General features: G+C 63.9%; 10 protein-coding genes. 6 read left to right on the forward strand and 4 right to left on the reverse strand.

The annotated features are described in order from the left end of the window. Positions 1-220 precede the first annotated feature (220 nt). The 6 genes from Q390_RS0101970 (at position 221) to mnmA (ending at position 8,235) form a co-directional block, all read left to right on the forward strand. On the forward strand, positions 221-3,460 hold the full coding sequence (locus Q390_RS0101970) for a hypothetical protein (protein ID WP_156949803.1): 3,240 nt from the start codon (positions 221-223) through the stop codon (positions 3,458-3,460). Beyond that, positions 3,460-5,085 carry a carboxypeptidase-like regulatory domain-containing protein gene (locus tag Q390_RS0101975; RefSeq protein WP_037472004.1) on the forward strand — a complete coding sequence of 542 codons (1,626 nt, stop codon included), beginning with the start codon at positions 3,460-3,462 and terminating at the stop codon, positions 5,083-5,085. The genes Q390_RS0101970 and Q390_RS0101975 overlap by 1 nt, the downstream gene beginning before the upstream one ends. Further along, positions 5,082-5,801: a hypothetical protein gene (locus Q390_RS0101980; RefSeq protein WP_156949804.1), complete on the forward strand. Its 720-nt coding sequence runs from the start codon at positions 5,082-5,084 to the stop codon at positions 5,799-5,801. Before Q390_RS0101975 ends, Q390_RS0101980 begins: the two co-directional genes overlap by 4 nt. Before the next feature lie 205 nt (positions 5,802-6,006). Further along, positions 6,007-6,243, forward strand: a complete 237-nt coding sequence (locus Q390_RS19320; protein ID WP_084153758.1) for a Com family DNA-binding transcriptional regulator — start codon at positions 6,007-6,009, stop codon at positions 6,241-6,243. Next, complete coding sequence (locus Q390_RS0101985) at positions 6,164-6,955, forward strand: DNA adenine methylase (protein ID WP_156949818.1); 792 nt, start codon at positions 6,164-6,166, stop codon at positions 6,953-6,955. The genes Q390_RS19320 and Q390_RS0101985 overlap by 80 nt, the downstream gene beginning before the upstream one ends. Positions 6,956-7,113: 158 nt before the next feature. Beyond that, a complete protein-coding gene (mnmA, locus tag Q390_RS0101990) occupies positions 7,114-8,235 on the forward strand; it encodes a tRNA 2-thiouridine(34) synthase MnmA (RefSeq protein ID WP_027994571.1) in 1,122 nt (373 codons plus the stop codon). Positions 8,236-8,249: 14 nt separating this feature from the next. On the opposite strand, the gene Q390_RS0101995 is transcribed toward mnmA, so the two are convergent. The 4 genes from Q390_RS0101995 to Q390_RS18970 all read right to left on the reverse strand — a co-directional run bounded on the left by Q390_RS0101995 (position 8,250) and on the right by Q390_RS18970 (position 14,929). Continuing rightward, positions 8,250-9,188 (reverse strand): cation diffusion facilitator family transporter, encoded by a 939-nt coding sequence (locus tag Q390_RS0101995; RefSeq protein ID WP_027994572.1) that lies wholly within the window; start codon positions 9,186-9,188, stop codon positions 8,250-8,252. Positions 9,189-9,325: 137 nt separating this feature from the next. Next, complete coding sequence (gene ssb, locus Q390_RS0102005) at positions 9,326-9,937, reverse strand: single-stranded DNA-binding protein (RefSeq protein WP_027994573.1); 612 nt, start codon at positions 9,935-9,937, stop codon at positions 9,326-9,328. Between the two features lie 100 nt (positions 9,938-10,037). Further along, the gene (locus Q390_RS0102010; protein ID WP_027994574.1) at positions 10,038-11,225 is read right to left on the reverse strand and encodes an MFS transporter; all 1,188 of its coding nucleotides are present in this window, start codon (positions 11,223-11,225) and stop codon (positions 10,038-10,040) included. Positions 11,226-11,404: 179 nt separating this feature from the next. Then, a complete protein-coding gene (locus tag Q390_RS18970) occupies positions 11,405-14,929 on the reverse strand; it encodes a choice-of-anchor U domain-containing protein (RefSeq protein WP_245606844.1) in 3,525 nt (1,174 codons plus the stop codon). Positions 14,930-15,251 lie beyond the last annotated feature (322 nt).

Raw genomic sequence — 15,251 nt, forward strand, 5'->3', positions numbered from 1 at the left:
GGTGGCGGTGGCGGTGGCGGTGGCGGTGGCGGCAGCATGTCCATCACGCCTGCGCCCATCAACATCACGCTCAACGCCAACGGCATCAACGACCCGGTCAAGCTGGCGCGGCTGATGGAGCCGGAGCTGAAAAAGATTGCCGCGCTGGCGCGCTAGCCGTTCTGAGTTCTTAAAGCGTTTTACGTAGGCCTTGCGCTGGGCGGCGCGCACAGTGGCGATCATGACTTCCGTGCAACGCTTTTTCTCTGGCCGCAACAATCTTGCCCGCAGCGCAGCACTGTCTGCCAGCAGCGTGCGCGCCAGTACGGCCATTGAGCGCGTGGCGGCCCGTCGCGCTGGCGGTGGCCGGGTGCGGCTGGCGGGTGAGTACACCGGCCACGAGGCGGCGCAGGTCGAGGTAGAGATCGTCGCCGCAGGCGGCACGCCGCGCGCCTCGGTACCGCAGTTTGTTGGCGTGGGCAATGGCCAGCTGGCGGTGCAGTCGGTGCAGGCGGGTGCCGCGCTGCAAGAGCTGACCCTGACGCTGGCCGATTTGGGCGTGCCCACCGAGCACGCGCGGCTGGATGCCCGCGAGGTGCAGATTCGGGCCCGCGCCAGTGGCGCTGCGGGCAATGCCATCCGCATCACGGTGCTGCCCCAGTTCACCCGCACGCTGACCGATTGGGCTTTGCTGGCCGATTGGTCTGCCGGCACGGCGGTGCAAACCGGTAGCCAGTGGGACTTTGGCGGCTTGCCGCTGTCGGCCAAGGGGGAGTTGGACGCGGCCAGTGCGCGCATTCAGTTTGGTTTTGACCCGCAGGTGTACCGGCCGTGGCGCCAGTTCAAGGACGGTGCTTGGCAGTTTGGCGTCTCGCCAGCGCTGGAGCGCAACCAGTCCAAGGGCACGCCGGTGTATGCCGTGGTGGGCGGCTATCTGGTCACGGTGACCGATGGCGTGGCCACCGAAACCTATGGTGATGTGGGTGCTGGTCAGCCTGCCATTACCGCGTTTTACGATTTATTGGTGGCGTTGCAGTCGTCTGGCTTGGTGACTGTCGCCGGTGTGGTGGCCGCTGACCGCACGGTAGGCGGCCAAGCAGCGATAGATGTTCCGCTGCGCACGCAGGCGTGGTTAATGGCACTGGGCGGCAAGGTGCAGTTGGCCGATGTCACTGTGCCGCCGCTGGCACCGACGCAAAACGTGTTGGTGCGCTGCATCAATGCCGATGTGGTGGGGCGTGAGCGCTGGAGCGTGGCGGGCGATGTGTCGGGCGCGCTGGCCGTGGCCGCTACGGGTGTGCCTTACGACAGCGCAGCCGCGCGCTTTACGGTGCCGACGATTGACCCGGCTACGGTGGGTAGCGGTGAGTGGTCATTCAAATATGAACCCGCGCCGCGCCCTGACGACGTGGGCGTGCCCAGCGTGTGCGTGCGCCCCTTTAAGTTGGGCCGCAACGCCAAGCCGCGCACGGTGACTTTTACGTACCGCAAGCGCCCGCCTGCGGATTGCAAATGCAGCGATATGCCGACGCCAAAGCTGTCGCTGAAATGTTTGGGCATTGGCCCCGAAGGAGGTGATATGGCCCTTGAGCCAGAGTATCAAACGCGCCTGATGGCGATGTACCAATGGCGCCGGATATTTCTTGATAGCAATACCGCCTTTGGCGATCTGGGCGAGTCAGCCGGCCGCTACGGCTACATCAAGAGCCATGTGCGCGAGGTCGAAATAGCCAACGGCATCACTAGCGAGCTGGCGCAAGCGCTGTCTGAAATTTATGAGGTGCAGGCCGCGCGTGACCAGTGGGACTTGGAGCTTGCTGGCGTCATCTCCATGATGACGCCGCTCGAAGGCGTTGCTGGTAGCGTGCAAATCAATTTGGCAGCAGATGTGAGCATCGAGCGCACGGTGCATTCAATCACTGATCCGGGCGCGAGCGAGGCGCACACAGTGATCAGTGTGCAGGTTAACTCGCGTGGCAACAGCTTTACTGTGTCCTCTACGGACGAAACTGAGCTGAAAGAAGGCGAGCTCAAAGCCCAATACATTGCCCCGCTGTCGGACACTTCGGCAGTGGTGGGCATGGTCTCGGCCCGCATGGACTACGTGCGCACCATCGCAGGCATCGTCCCAAAATCTGATTCCAGCAGCGGTGACGCGGGCGGCTGCTGGATTGACCACGGAGACGACCATTGGTGGGTCGATACCGATGGCTACTACTTGCCCGCATTCACCAATCAGGCCTATATCAGCGCCCGGCGCAACACCGACACCGGCAAGGCCTACTCCACGATGGAGTTTGGCTTTGGCTTGGTGGTGGCTTGCCCCGACAGGCTGAAGGTGGGCGACAGCCTGACCATCCGCATCAGCCAAGTCGATACCGAGCGCCCCTACCAAGTGGGCGACGAGGCCATCATCCAGACCGTGGCCGCTGGCCCGGCGTGGCTGGCGGGCGGTGTCGATGGCACCGATGTGCAGACGTGGCGTGTGGCGGGTGCGGTGTCGGGCGCGCTGCCCGATTACGTCGTGCCCACCGATGGCACGGCCGCGCCGGTGTACACGGCGGCCGGTGTGGTGCTGCAACTGGCGCTGGGCGGTATTCCTTTTGTGCTGGGCGACAAGTTCAGTTTGGCGATGGAGGCCGGACAGTGGCGCTGGCGCAGTGGTGCCGGCGCTTGGTCTGCGCTGGCGGATATCGCGCCCGATGGTCAGGCGCTGCTGGCCGATGGGCTGGTGGCGTACTTTGAGCCGGGCGCTGCGCCGTCGTTTGTACCCGGCGATGCCTATCTATTTGACGTGCACCAGCCGTGGGCGGTCAGCCATCTGCAGGATGCGCAGGCCACGGCGTGGGGCTGGGCGGGCGATGGCGGCGCTTTGGTGATTGACTTGGGCAGCACGCAGCCGCTGGGCGGCGTGGCGCTGGCGCGCTATCAGCTGCCCAGCAGTGCCAATGTGGCACTGGAGCTGTCGCAAGACGGCGCGGTTTGGAGCCTGCCACTGGCGCTAGATGTCAGCCGACCGGTGTGCGTGAGCCTGTTCCAGCTTGCGCTGAGTGCAAGGTTCTTGCGCCTGAGCGTGGCCGGTGCCCCCGGCGGCAGCATCGGCTGGCTGTGGTGCGGCGAGCCGTTGGCCACCGAGCACCACGCCAGCACCTGCCAGCGCCGGCGGCGTTGGGCGGCCACGCGCGGCGCCGGGTTGAATGCGCCGGCGCTGTATGCCGGCGCGGGCGATGGCTGGCAGTTGGGCTGGGAGAGTGTGCTGCTGGATGCCGATGCCGACGCACTGGTGCAGTTGGTGGACTGGGCGCAGCAGCACGATGAGCCGCTGGTGTTTGTGCCGCACCACTTGCACCCCGCCGATGCGGCGCTGGTGCGCTGCGCGGCGGATGCGCTGGATGTGAGCGATGTGCATGAATACCAGCCCGACAACAGCGCGCACCGCCTGCTGTCGGCGACGCTGGAGATGGAGCCGGTGTACGCATGATGACGCCTTGGATAGAGATCGATGCCGGCGGCGATGGCTGCCAGGTCAACTTGGTGCAGCCGGGCGGTATGCCGCCGGATTTGGTGGGGCTGACACTGCCGGTACTGGCGGCTTTGTCGAGTATTCAGCGCCCGCTGTCGATTCCCGGTATTGCCGCTGCACCAACGAGCAGCATGGAGGCGACGCTGGACAACGCCAATGGCGCGCTGGCGTTGTTGTGGGGGCAACGCCCGCCGATGCGCCGTGCGGTGCGGGTGCTGACAGCCAAGGGTACGCTGTTTGATGGCATTGCGGTGGGCTTGCAAGCGGGCACGGAGCTGCGCCTGAGCCTAGAGGCTGGCGCAGACAGGCCGCTATCGGACAACGTGCCGCTGCGCACCAGCGCGGTGTGGGGTGGCTGGCGCGATGTGAAGGTGTTGCCGTGGGCGTGGGGACTGGTGACGCTGGAGCCTATCCAGTACAGCGACGATCAGCGGGTGTTCTTTTTGGCGGATCACCCGATTGCAGGTGTGGATGCGGTGCTGCGCGACGATGTTCCGACCAGCGCTTATCACTTCTATAACGGCGTGGACAGCACCGGGCGCGCGGTGGCTTTTGTGGAGCTGGCCATGCCGCTAGCTGAGGGCGAGCGGTTAGCGGTGACGCTGCGCGGGCGCATTCATCCCAATTTGGGACATTTGCTGCAAACCCCCGCAGAAATTTTGCATGACGTGTTGGCCCATTTGGCGCGTGCGCCAGTGCAGTGGACTGACTTGGATGACTACCGCACCGAGACAGCCCACATCGTGCTGGGCGGGCTGCTGGCGGACAACAGCATCAGCATTCGCGCGGCGGTCGATGGCTTGCTGCAATCGTGCGGCGGCGCTTGGGCGGCCGCTATGCCGGGTGTGGCCATCACGTGGCCGCCGCTGCCCGACGATGCGGCACCGGCGCTGCGCGTGGACAAGCTGACGGCTCAAGGTGTGCAGGCCAGCACCAGCGCCACCGGGCTGTACACGGCGCTGCGCGTGCTGTATGACTATGACCACGCCGCCCAGCGCTACCGCCGCGCCATCCAACTGCAGGCCAGCGACGCCATCAAAGACTACGGCCTGCTGGAGCTGGAGTGGCCCGCACCGTGGCTGCGCACGCCGCGCCAAGCCGAGGAGCTGGGCCAGCGGATGTTGGCTTGGCTGGCACGGCCGCGCTGGCGGGTGACGTGGCAGCAGCAGTTTGCCGATGTGGCCACCGGTGCGTGGGTGGAGCTGGCACATCCGCTGTCGCCGGTGCAGGGCCGCCATCGGCTGGTCAGCGCCGAGCTGGATTTGTCATCGGCCAGCCTGACTTGCACCGTAGAAGCGCCGGTAGGGCCGCCACCAGCGATTGAGACGATTCGGCTATCGACGGCGTTTGACCCAGTGATTCAGCCCGGCATCACGGTGGAGGTGGCCAATGGCGAGATCATCTTCACGGCGCGCGATGAGCAAGGCCGCCCACTGGCAGGGGCAAAAATCACGCTCAACGGTGGTGCTGCGCGCATTGCCGACAGCATTGGCCGGGTCTCGTTCCCGGTGCAGCGCGGCCGCCATGTGCTGCTGATTGAGGCCCAAGGCTACCCGCCCATGGAAACGGTGGTGGTGGTATGACCCAGCGGCGCAGATTTTTTGCAGCGACACCAGTGCAGACCGTTCCGGGTCAGACGGTGGCGGTGGAGGTGCAGATGCGGCGCAATGCTTTGGCCCCAGTGTCAGCCCCAGTCTCTGTGCCAACTACCGCCACATGGCTGCTGCCGCAGGCGTTTGCATTCATACCGCTGGAAGAAGTTGACTGGGCACTAGAGCCATCGCAGGAAGGCTTGCCTTTCTATGACTTCTGGCTCTATCACTACGAAAAAAATTTTGGGCTATCAGCACGGTGGAAAGGCACGCCTGGCACAACCAACGCATCGGGCAACCCACTGCCTATACCCGGGGCCGACTTTGTGTGCCACGAGGTTACTGCTTCGACTTATGAAAATCGTTTGCGAGGTTCAGGCGCCGTGTTTTTTGGGGTGCTGCAAGGCGCAACGCTCGCTGATGTCCATTGGAAGCTGATGTGGAACACGCCTTGGGCCGGGCCTGATTTGACCGAGCACGGACTTGATTCGGTCGAGTACGAGCTTGATTTCGACCCAGAAGATGCGCGCTACGCCGTTTCTTTGCACGGCTCTCGTGCCAGCACCTGGGGCAACATGGTGATGGTCATCTTGCATCCGACAGGCAGTGGTGGGATGAGGGTGGATATGACGCTCACGGCCACTGCGTATTCAGCGGGCGTCGAAGTAGCAAAGCTGTCCTTTGTTGCCCAAAAAGATGCTTTCTAAAGAAGCCCTGACAACTGTCAACGCCTCCAACAGCATGACGTCCTGGTTACCCCCATAAAAAGACGGGCGACTTGGCCAGGTGCTGTAACACCAGGCCAAGCCCCCAACGTGCAGGAATGAGCTGCAAGCCAGGCAAGACCCGCCACCCTGTACAGAGTGCGGTGAGCCTATCAGAATTTTCGTACAGAGAAACAGGCTTGCAAATATGGAAGAAATACGATGCGGCGCATGTGCCCGCAAGCTCGGCGAGGGTGTTTACACCCAGCTAACCATCAAATGCCCGCGCTGCGGGGTGATGAATTCACTGAGGGCCCAGAGCCCCACCCCCGAGCGCCACGGAGCGTCAAACGCAATTGGAGCCCATCATGGCACCCATCATTCCTTGGATCGGCGGCAAGCGCCGCCTCGCCGAGCTGCTCCTGAGCCGCTTCCCACCCCATAGCTGCTACGTCGAGGTCTTTGCCGGTGGCGCGGCCGTATTTTTCGCTCGCCATCCGGCCGAGGTCGAGGTGCTAAACGACGTCAACGGCGATCTGGTCAACCTCTACCGGGTGGTGACCCATCATCTGGAAGAGTTCGTGCGCCAGTTCAAGTGGGCATTGTCAAGCCGGCAGATCTTCAAATGGGCACAGGAGACGCGCTCAGAGACGCTGACCGATGTGCAGCGCGCGGCCCGCTTCTTCTACCTGCAACAGGAGTCGTTCGGTGGCCGCGTGTCTGGCCAGACTTGGGGCACCGCCACAACGGCACCGTCCATCAACTTGCTGCGCATTGAAGAGAACCTGAGTGCTGCACACCTGCGCTTGGCTGGCGGTACATATATAGAGCAGTTGGACTGGGCGGCGTATATCGACCGCTACGACCGCCCACACACCTTGTTCTATTTAGACCCGCCGTACTGGCAGACCGAGGGATACGGCGTGCCTTTCCCTTGGGAGCAGTACGAGCTGATGGCCAACAAGCTGCGCGCGATCAAGGGCAAGGCCGTCATCAGCATCAACGACCACCCCGCCATCCGGGAGTGCTTCGCTGGCTACGACATGGAGGCGCTCAAGATTGACTACACGGTAGGCGGTGGCGCCAACCGGGTTGAGCGCGGTGAGCTTGTGATCTACAACTGGGATCGGGAGGCGGAGCCAGCTGGGCTGTTCTGACGTTTTCCGCAATTCCTTTGCAAGCAGCGAAAGTAAACTGCGGCTTATTTATCTCAGCGCTGTAGCTTCAAATATCGCAGCGCGCTTCAGCTGCAGGCGAAGGATTAAACACCCCGCCCCACCCATGCCCCTGGCCGGGTGCGGATAATCAGCCCCCTATGAAAAAGCAGCGCATCGTGGTCGGCCTGTCTGGCGGGGTCGATTCCGCCGTCACGGCCCACCTTCTCAAGCAGCAGGGCCACGAAGTGGTCGGCATCTTCATGAAAAACTGGGAAGACGATGACGACAGCGAATATTGCTCGTCGAACATCGACTTTGTTGATGCGGCCGCCGTGGCCGATGTGATTGGCATCGAAATTGAGCACGTCAACTTTGCTAGCGAATACCGCGACCGTGTGTTTGCTGAATTCCTGCGCGAGTACCAGGCCGGGCGCACGCCCAACCCAGATGTCCTCTGTAACGCCGAGATCAAATTCAAGGCCTTTCTCGACCACGCCATGCGCCTGGGCGCTGAAAAAATTGCCACCGGCCATTACGCCCGTGTGCGCCAGAACACCGCTACCGGGCTGTTTGAATTGCTCAAGGGGCTGGACCCGTCCAAAGACCAGAGCTACTTTCTGCACCGCTTGAGCCAGGCACAGCTGGCCAAGACGCTGTTCCCGGTGGGCGAGCTGCATAAAACCGAGGTGCGCCGCATTGCGGCAGAAATCAATCTGCCCAATGCCAAAAAGAAGGACTCAACCGGCATCTGCTTCATTGGCGAGCGGCCGTTCCGCGAGTTTTTGAACCGCTACATCGCCCATGCGCCTGGCGCTATCCAGGACGAGCGCGGGCGCCAGCTCGGCAAGCACCTGGGCCTGAGTTTTTACACCCTGGGCCAGCGCCAAGGTTTGGGCATTGGCGGCGTCAAAGACAAGGGCGCGCAGCGCGGCGGCGGCGAGCACGCACCGTGGTTTGTCGCGCGCAAGGATCTGGAGAAAAACGTGCTGCGCGTGGTGCAGGGCCATGACCACCCTTGGCTGCTGTCACACCACTTGGTGGCGCAAGACGCCAGCTGGTGCGCCGGCCACGCACCCGCGCCGGGCGCGTACGCCGCCAAAACGCGCTATCGCCAACAAGACGCCGCCTGCACGCTGGCCACTGCGCCGGATGGCTTTGCGCTGCGCTTCCCCGACGCCCAATGGGCGGTGACGCCAGGGCAGAGCGCGGTGCTGTACGACGGTGAAGTGTGTCTGGGCGGTGGCGTGATTGCCAGCCTCGGCGCCCCGAGCGGCAGCTAACGCGGGCGGCCATTTCAATCGGCACAGGGCGCGGCAGCGCTTCCCGGCCCTTGCTCACTGCGCCGCGCCTCGATATAGATGCGGTTGATGCGCGGGTAGCGTGCGCCAATTTCACACTCGATGGCCTCGATCGTTCCCACGATGGTCTCGGCCGAGGTGCCAGCAAAAAATTCCACCTTCATAGCCAAAAACACCTCATCCCGACCGATATACATCGACAGCGGCGGTTGGGCGCGCGCCACCGAGGCGTGCGCTTGGGCCAGCGCCACGATGGCGTCGGCCGTATCACGTCGGATGCCTTCGCCAATCAGCAGGCCGTGCGATTCGCGCATCAGCAGCACCGCCACACTGGCCAGCAGCAAGCCAATGGCCACCGATGCTGCGCCGTCCAGCACCGGCATATCCAGCGCATGGCTGGCGAACACGCCCGCCGCAGCCAGCAGCAGGCCCAGCAGCGCGGCACCGTCCTCGGCCAGCACGGTGTAGACGGACGGGTCCTTGCTGGCGTGCAGCGAGCGCCAGAACGGCCGGCCTTCGGCTTCACTCTTGAACTGGCGCAGGGCAATGAAGAAGCTGGTGCCCTCAAACAGCGCGGCCGCGCCCAGCACTGCGTAGTTCCAGAACGGGTCGGTCAGGGGTTCGGGGTGCCGCATGTGCTGCACGCCCTCGTACAACGAGATGCCACCGCCCAGGCCAAAGACCAGCACGGCGACGATCAGACTCCAGAAATACAGTTCTTTGCCATGCCCGAACGGGTGGTCACGCGATGCCGGTTGTTTGCTGCGGTGCAGGGCGACCAGCAGCAGCAGGCCGTTGCCGGTGTCCACCGTGGAGTGCACCGCTTCGGACAGCATGGCCGAGCTGCCCGTCATGCCGGCGACGACGAACTTGGTGGTGGCAATGGCCACGTTGGCGGCGATGGCGCCATAAACGGCGGCTTTGGATTCGGCCATCAGACAAAACCTCCTGCGCTATTGCATGAATAGCTGCAGGCGCAGGCTGCACGCGCGCTGCAGGCCGTTTTGATACAAATCGGCCGACCGCCGCAGGACAGCGCCGATTTCCATCCAAAAAAAGTGTTTTTTCCGATTTAGAACGGAATGTCGTCGTCGATATCGTCAAAGCCCGAGCCGCCGGGTGCTGGCGGTGCTATCGGGGCAGGGGCTACGCGCTGCGCGGGCGCTGCATAAGCAGGCGCCGCTGGCGGGCGCTGCTGGGACGCAGACACAGCGGCGGGTGGTGCAGCGCGGCGGGGGGCATCGTAGCCACCGCCACCGCCTTGTTGACCGTAACCCGTTTGACCGCCGCTTGACTGACCATAACGGTCGTCGCCACCTCCTCCACCCATTTGATCACCGCCACCACCTGCGCGGCTGCCGAGCATTTGCATTTGATCCGCGCGAATCTCCGTGGTGTATTTCTCTACCCCTGCCTGATCGGTCCACTTGCGCGTGCGCAGGCTGCCTTCGACATACACCTGCGAGCCTTTGCGCAGGTACTGGCCGACGATTTCGGCCAAGCGGCCGTTGAACACCACGCGGTGCCATTCGGTGGCTTCGCGGGCGTCACCGGTCTGCTTGTCTTTCCACTTGTCGGTGGTGGCAATGGTGACGTTGGCCACCGCCTCGCCGCTGGGGAAAGTGCGCATTTCTGGGTCTTTGCCCAGGTTGCCGACGATGATGACTTTATTGATGGATGCCATGGCTTTACCTTGAAACAGGGTGGCGCTGGGTGCGCCAAACGGTTGATTGTGCCGCAAGCGCTGGCGCACTAGCGAGGTCTCAAAACGGCTTTGACGCAGCTTAATGCGGCGCGCGCCCGACCGGTTGCAGCGGCCAAGTGACGACCAGCCACAGCGCCGTCAGCGCCGCCGTGACGGCAAACAAGCCCGGCGCGCCGACCCATTTCAATAAAGCGCCGCCGAGCGCGCCACCGGCAAACAGGCCCAGCGATTGCAGCGTGTTGTACATGCCCAGCGCCGCGCCGCGCAAAGACGCCGGCGCCATGCGCGAGACCAAGCTGGGCTGGCTGGCTTCCAGCGCGTTAAAGCCACAAAAGAAGACAAACAGCAACAGGCCCAATGTCCACAGCCCCGGCGCCGGGCCACCGGCTGCCGCCCAGCTGACACCGCCCAGGCCCACTTGCACCAGCAGCACCAGCGCAATCGACAGCAGCAGCGCACCGCGCAAACGCCCCCGACGCTCGAAGGAAAAAATCGCGCCCATGAAGATGAACGACACCAGCACCGCCGGCAGATACACCTGCCAGTGCAGGTCTTTACCCAGGCCGGCGTGCACCAGCAGCGCTGGCACGGCCATCCACATGGCCATCTGCACGGTGTGCAGTACGAACACGCCCAGGTTCAGGCGCATCAGGTCAGCGTTCTTCCAGACATCGGCGATGCGCCCGCGCGGCGCATTTTTGTGCTGCGTCGGCTCGGCGGGCACCCACCAAACCACCACTGCCGCGCCCGCCAGCGCCAGCGCGCAAGTCAGCGTAAACAGTCCCGACAGACCGACATGCGCCACCAGCAGCGGCGCGGCCACCAGCGCTACGGCAAACATCAAACCGATGCTGCCGCCCACTAGCGCCATCGCCTTGGTGCGCACCACGTCGCGCGTCTGATCGGCCAGCAAAGCGGTGACAGCGGCAGACACCGCGCCCGCGCCTTGCAGCGCACGGCCCAGCAGCAGGCCAGTGAGCGAATCCGCCAGCGCCGCCACCAAGCTACCGGCCGCAAACACCAGCAGCCCCAGCACGATGACGCGCTTGCGGCCAAAGCGGTCGGACGCCATGCCCAGCGGCAATTGCAAGAAGGCTTGCGTCAGGCCATACATGCCCATCGCCAAGCCGACCAGCGCCGGGTCATCGCCACCGGGGTATTTGCGCGCTTCCAGGGCAAATACCGGCAGCACCAGGAACAGGCCCAACATGCGCAGGGCAAAGATCGACGCCAGCGAGAAGCTGGAGCGCCGCTCCAGCGGGGTCATGGCGGTGGCGGAGGAGGGCGCTGTTGCCGCGCCTGAGAAAGAGGGGGAAGAGTCCGACACAGTGGTGCGCTATGGCAAAGTAAAAAAAGGATTTTCACCCATTGCGTTGAACAGCCAGCAATCAAGGGCATACCGCTGGGCCTCGCGCCGCTTCCTGGGTCACGTCCCTAGCCTCTGTTCTATTGGCCAGCAGCCGCATCCAGCAAACGATCCACCCGCGCACATGCGGCGCTGGCCGATGTCGCATCGCTGCCCACATCAGATACCAGACCTGCCAAAACATTCCCATCGTGGATATCGGGTGCTGCACGGCCCAACTCTTCAGCGCGGGTCACAAAATAACGCGCCACCTTTTGACGGTTGTCCAACACCAAACGATCACTGCCCTCTGTACCGTCAAGGATGTTCATGGCAATCGAGGCCAGTGAATAGATCCCTGAAGCCAGTTTGGCCGTGTAAAAAACTGTACCCACCGCATCAGGCTCGCGTCCATACATCTGTTGATAGATATTGGCAATCAATTGCTCCCCCGCCATCTGGCCAAAGCGCTGCTGGAACTCCTGCGAGCGACCAAAAGCGTCGATGGTGCCGCCTACATATCGACGCTCGTTGGTCAAGTCAGTCACCCAATAAGCCAGCCCGCCCACGTCCGCCGGGCGGCCGTAATAGGCCAGGTACGCAGCCAGCACGCGCTCCTCATCGGCACTAAAGGCGCGCGCGCGGCAGGTGGTCACTGGTACGGTGCTGAACGTGGCCTGCACGGTCTCGTTGCTGCGCAGCGTGAGTGTGCAGGGCAACAGCCCCGAGCACGCACCCATCCAGCCGCTAAAGCGTGCACCCGGCTCAGGCTGGGGCGTGAGGGTGACGCTCTGGTCCTCGCTGTATTCCACCGTCGTGCTGCTGCCAAGCACGCCGACCACGCTGCCCGTCACCGAGCGCTGCACCGTGCCCGTGCCGCTAACCGTCACTTGCAGCCGCACTAGCGACGGGGGTGGGGGCGGAGGCGGCGGTGGCGCCGCCACCACTGCCGGACCACCCGGGTCATCGATGACGCTGTTGACTGTCAGGTCGTTGTCGCCCTCGCCACCATCCACGATGGTCAGCGTGATGGTGTTGCCACTGATGACCGCACCGCTGAACTCATACCAATGGTCGACCGGGTTGGCTGCCGTCTTGCCAAACTTGTAGTACTTGGTGCCTGCAGGCAGCGCTTGCGGATAGGTCAGTACCACGCTGGCGCTGGTACCCGCAGTACCTGTGACCAGCGTCAGATTTACCAGGCCGTGGGGCAAGTTCACGCCACTGGGGGCGCTGGTGCCGGTGCTGGCCACGGTGGCGGTGCTGGCATTTTGAATTACCCAGTTGTTGACACTTGGCTCCAGCACCAAGCCCAATCCTTGGCCCTGCTGCGCCCCCTGTGGAACGGTCAATCCGGTTTTTTCTTGCTGGAACAACGCCGCCGAAGTTTGGGGCGCATTCACGTTGGTCAGGCTGCACGCAGCTGCTTGGCCTGCACAAGCGCCCGTCCATTTCTGGAACACATAACCCGCGTTGGCCACCGTCGTACAAGCGGCACTGCTGCCCTCGCCCACACTGCTGGGCGTGCATGACACGGTGCCGCCCGCGCTGGGCTGGGCCGTGGCGGTGATGGCGTGGGCAATCAGCGCAAAACTGGCACTGACGGTGCAGTGGGCGGCCACCGCCCCGGTGGTGTAGGTGCTGCCCACCAGCGTGCCGCCGCAACCGCTCACACTGTCAATGCGGTACAGCACCGCTGGCGTGACGGTGAAGTTGGGTACAGCGTTGTAGGCCACGGTCTGCACCCCTGCCGGGGCAATGCTGCCGTTGGCCCCAGCGCTGGCCGTCACCTGGTACTGGCGCAGTGCACTGCACTGGGCGGTAGTGCCGCCGTTGCTGCCCGCACAATCCCAAGCGAAGGTGGCTGCTGCGCTGGTCACGCTGCTGGCCGTGCCCGGGCTGCACAAATTCATGCTGGGTGCAGTCAGCACAGCCACCCCATGGGCGCTGCCACAAATACCAGTGACTGGTACGGCTATGGGGGTGACGGCATTGGACGCTACCGATGCCCCACCCGTGCCCACGCTGTTGGTAGCCGTCACGGTGAAGGTGTAGGCCGTGCCGTTGGTCAGGCCGGTCACCGTGATGGGAGAACTGGTGCCCGTGCCAGTGAGGCCGCCGGGGCTGGATGTCACGGTGTAGCCAGTGATGGTCGCGCCGCCGGGGCTGGCGGGGGCGGTGAAGCTCACCGTGGCTTGCCCATTGCCCGCCGTGGCCGTTCCGATGGTGGGTGCGCCCGGCACCACAGCGTTCACCGCGAAAGTCTGGCTGACCTGCGCAGCGGCCAGAAAGCTGCCATCACCCACCTGGTCAGCGTTAATCGTGCAGCTGCCCACACTCACAAAGGTCAGCGCGCCGCCGGAGGTGATGGTGCATACGCCGGTAGTGGCAGACGTGAAGGTCGGCGTCAGTCCCGAGCTGGCAGTAGCTGTCAGCGTGGGGGTAGTACCAAAGTTCTGCGCGCCGGGGTTGTTAAAAGTGATGATTTGGCTGGCCTTGGGCGTGACGGCATTGGAAACACCTGATGCCCCACCCGTGCCCGCGCTGTTGGTAGCCGTCACGGTGAAGGTGTAGGCCGTGCCGTTGCTCAGGCCGGTCACCGTGATGGGAGAACTGGTGCCCGTGCCAGTGAGGCCGCCGGGGCTGGATGTCACGGTGTAGCCAGTGATGGTCGCGCCGCCGTTGCTGACCGGGGAGGTGAAAATCACGCTAGCCTGCGTATCGCCCGCTGTGGCGCTGACGCCGGTGGGTGCGCCGGGTGCAGTGATCGGTACGGCCATCGCTACCGAGTAGGCCCGTGCTCCGGTTGCGCTATTGGCATCGGTGGCAGTCACGGTGAAGTTGCTGGTGCCGCTAGCCGTTGGCGTGCCGCTGATAACGCCGCTGGAGGCGTTCAGGCTCAAACCAGCGGGCAGGCTGCCGGGAGTGATGGCGTAGCTGTAGGGCGCAGCGCCACCGCTGGCGCTGACAGTGGCGCTGTAGGCCACGCCCACGGTGCCACCACCCAATGTGGCAGGCGAGACGGCCAGCACCGGTGCACTCACGGTGAGCGTTACGGTGGCGGCTGCCGACGTACCGCCGGCGTTGGTGGCGGTGTAGGTAAAGCTGTCCGAACCGGAGTAACCCGCTGTGGGCGTGTACGTGATGCTGGTGCCGCTGGCCGTGGCCGTGCCATGGCTGGCGGCGCTGGACACGGCCACGCTGGTGGCAGCGCCGCCGCTGAGGTTCAGCGTGATCGAGTTGGCGCTGCTGTTGGCGGCCACGGTGGCACTGACAGCGCCAGCGGTGGGCGCGGGCAGCGCATAGGTGTAGCCGTTGGTCAACGTGGCGGTGCCGCCCGGCGTGGTGACGGCCACATTGACCGCACCTGCCGCATGGGCCGGGGTGGTGGCGGTAATTTGGGTGGCACTGTTGACCGTGACGTTGGTGGCTGCCGTGCCGCCAAACTGGACAGAGGTAGCACCGGTCAGGTTGGTGCCAGTCAGCGTGACCGATGTGCCACCTGCGGTGCTGCCGCTGCTGGGACTGACCGAAGTGAGGGTCGGAGTGGCTCCCGAGGCCGTGGAGTTGAACGTGAAAACGATGGTTCCATTGCCCAATTGGCCATTAGGGACATTGAAAGTCATCGTCTTGCCGCTGGCGCTTGCCGAGTAGCTCGCAGCGTTGCTGGCCGTTCCACCAATTCGCGTGATGCTCGTGATCTGGTTAAGCGTTCCACCGCTGAAAACAGCTTCGAATTGGGAAAGTTGCCATGAGAAGTCTCCACTCAAGGTCATAGTGACCGTTGAGGCTACCGGATCTACATCGAATAATGCATCGGTGAGTCCACTCAGGTCATGCTCTGTACCAGCGCCAACCGCTACCGCAGATAAGGCTGGCGAGCCGCCAACCGTAATCGCAACAGTGGCACCCACCGTACTGGCCTGCACGTTGACGCTAAATAGGCTA

This window comes from Simplicispira psychrophila DSM 11588, from assembly GCF_000688255.1.
GTDB classification, from domain to species: Bacteria; Pseudomonadota; Gammaproteobacteria; order Burkholderiales; family Burkholderiaceae_C; genus Simplicispira; species Simplicispira psychrophila.

Excerpts from the sequence above, each read along its gene's own strand:
- Q390_RS18970 (WP_245606844.1), bottom strand. The coding sequence starts at position 14,929 with ATGACTTTCAATGTCCCTAATGGCCAATTGGGCAATGGAACCATCGTT.
- Q390_RS0101970 (WP_156949803.1), top strand. The coding sequence starts at position 221 with ATGACTTCCGTGCAACGCTTTTTCTCTGGCCGCAACAATCTTGCCCGC.
- Q390_RS0102010 (WP_027994574.1), bottom strand. The coding sequence starts at position 11,225 with ATGACCCCGCTGGAGCGGCGCTCCAGCTTCTCGCTGGCGTCGATCTTT.
- ssb (WP_027994573.1), bottom strand. The coding sequence starts at position 9,937 with ATGGCATCCATCAATAAAGTCATCATCGTCGGCAACCTGGGCAAAGAC.
- mnmA (WP_027994571.1), top strand. The coding sequence starts at position 7,114 with ATGAAAAAGCAGCGCATCGTGGTCGGCCTGTCTGGCGGGGTCGATTCC.
- Q390_RS0101975 (WP_037472004.1), top strand. The coding sequence starts at position 3,460 with ATGACGCCTTGGATAGAGATCGATGCCGGCGGCGATGGCTGCCAGGTC.
- Q390_RS0101995 (WP_027994572.1), bottom strand. The coding sequence starts at position 9,188 with ATGGCCGAATCCAAAGCCGCCGTTTATGGCGCCATCGCCGCCAACGTG.
- Q390_RS0101980 (WP_156949804.1), top strand. The coding sequence starts at position 5,082 with ATGACCCAGCGGCGCAGATTTTTTGCAGCGACACCAGTGCAGACCGTT.
- Q390_RS19320 (WP_084153758.1), top strand. The coding sequence starts at position 6,007 with ATGGAAGAAATACGATGCGGCGCATGTGCCCGCAAGCTCGGCGAGGGT.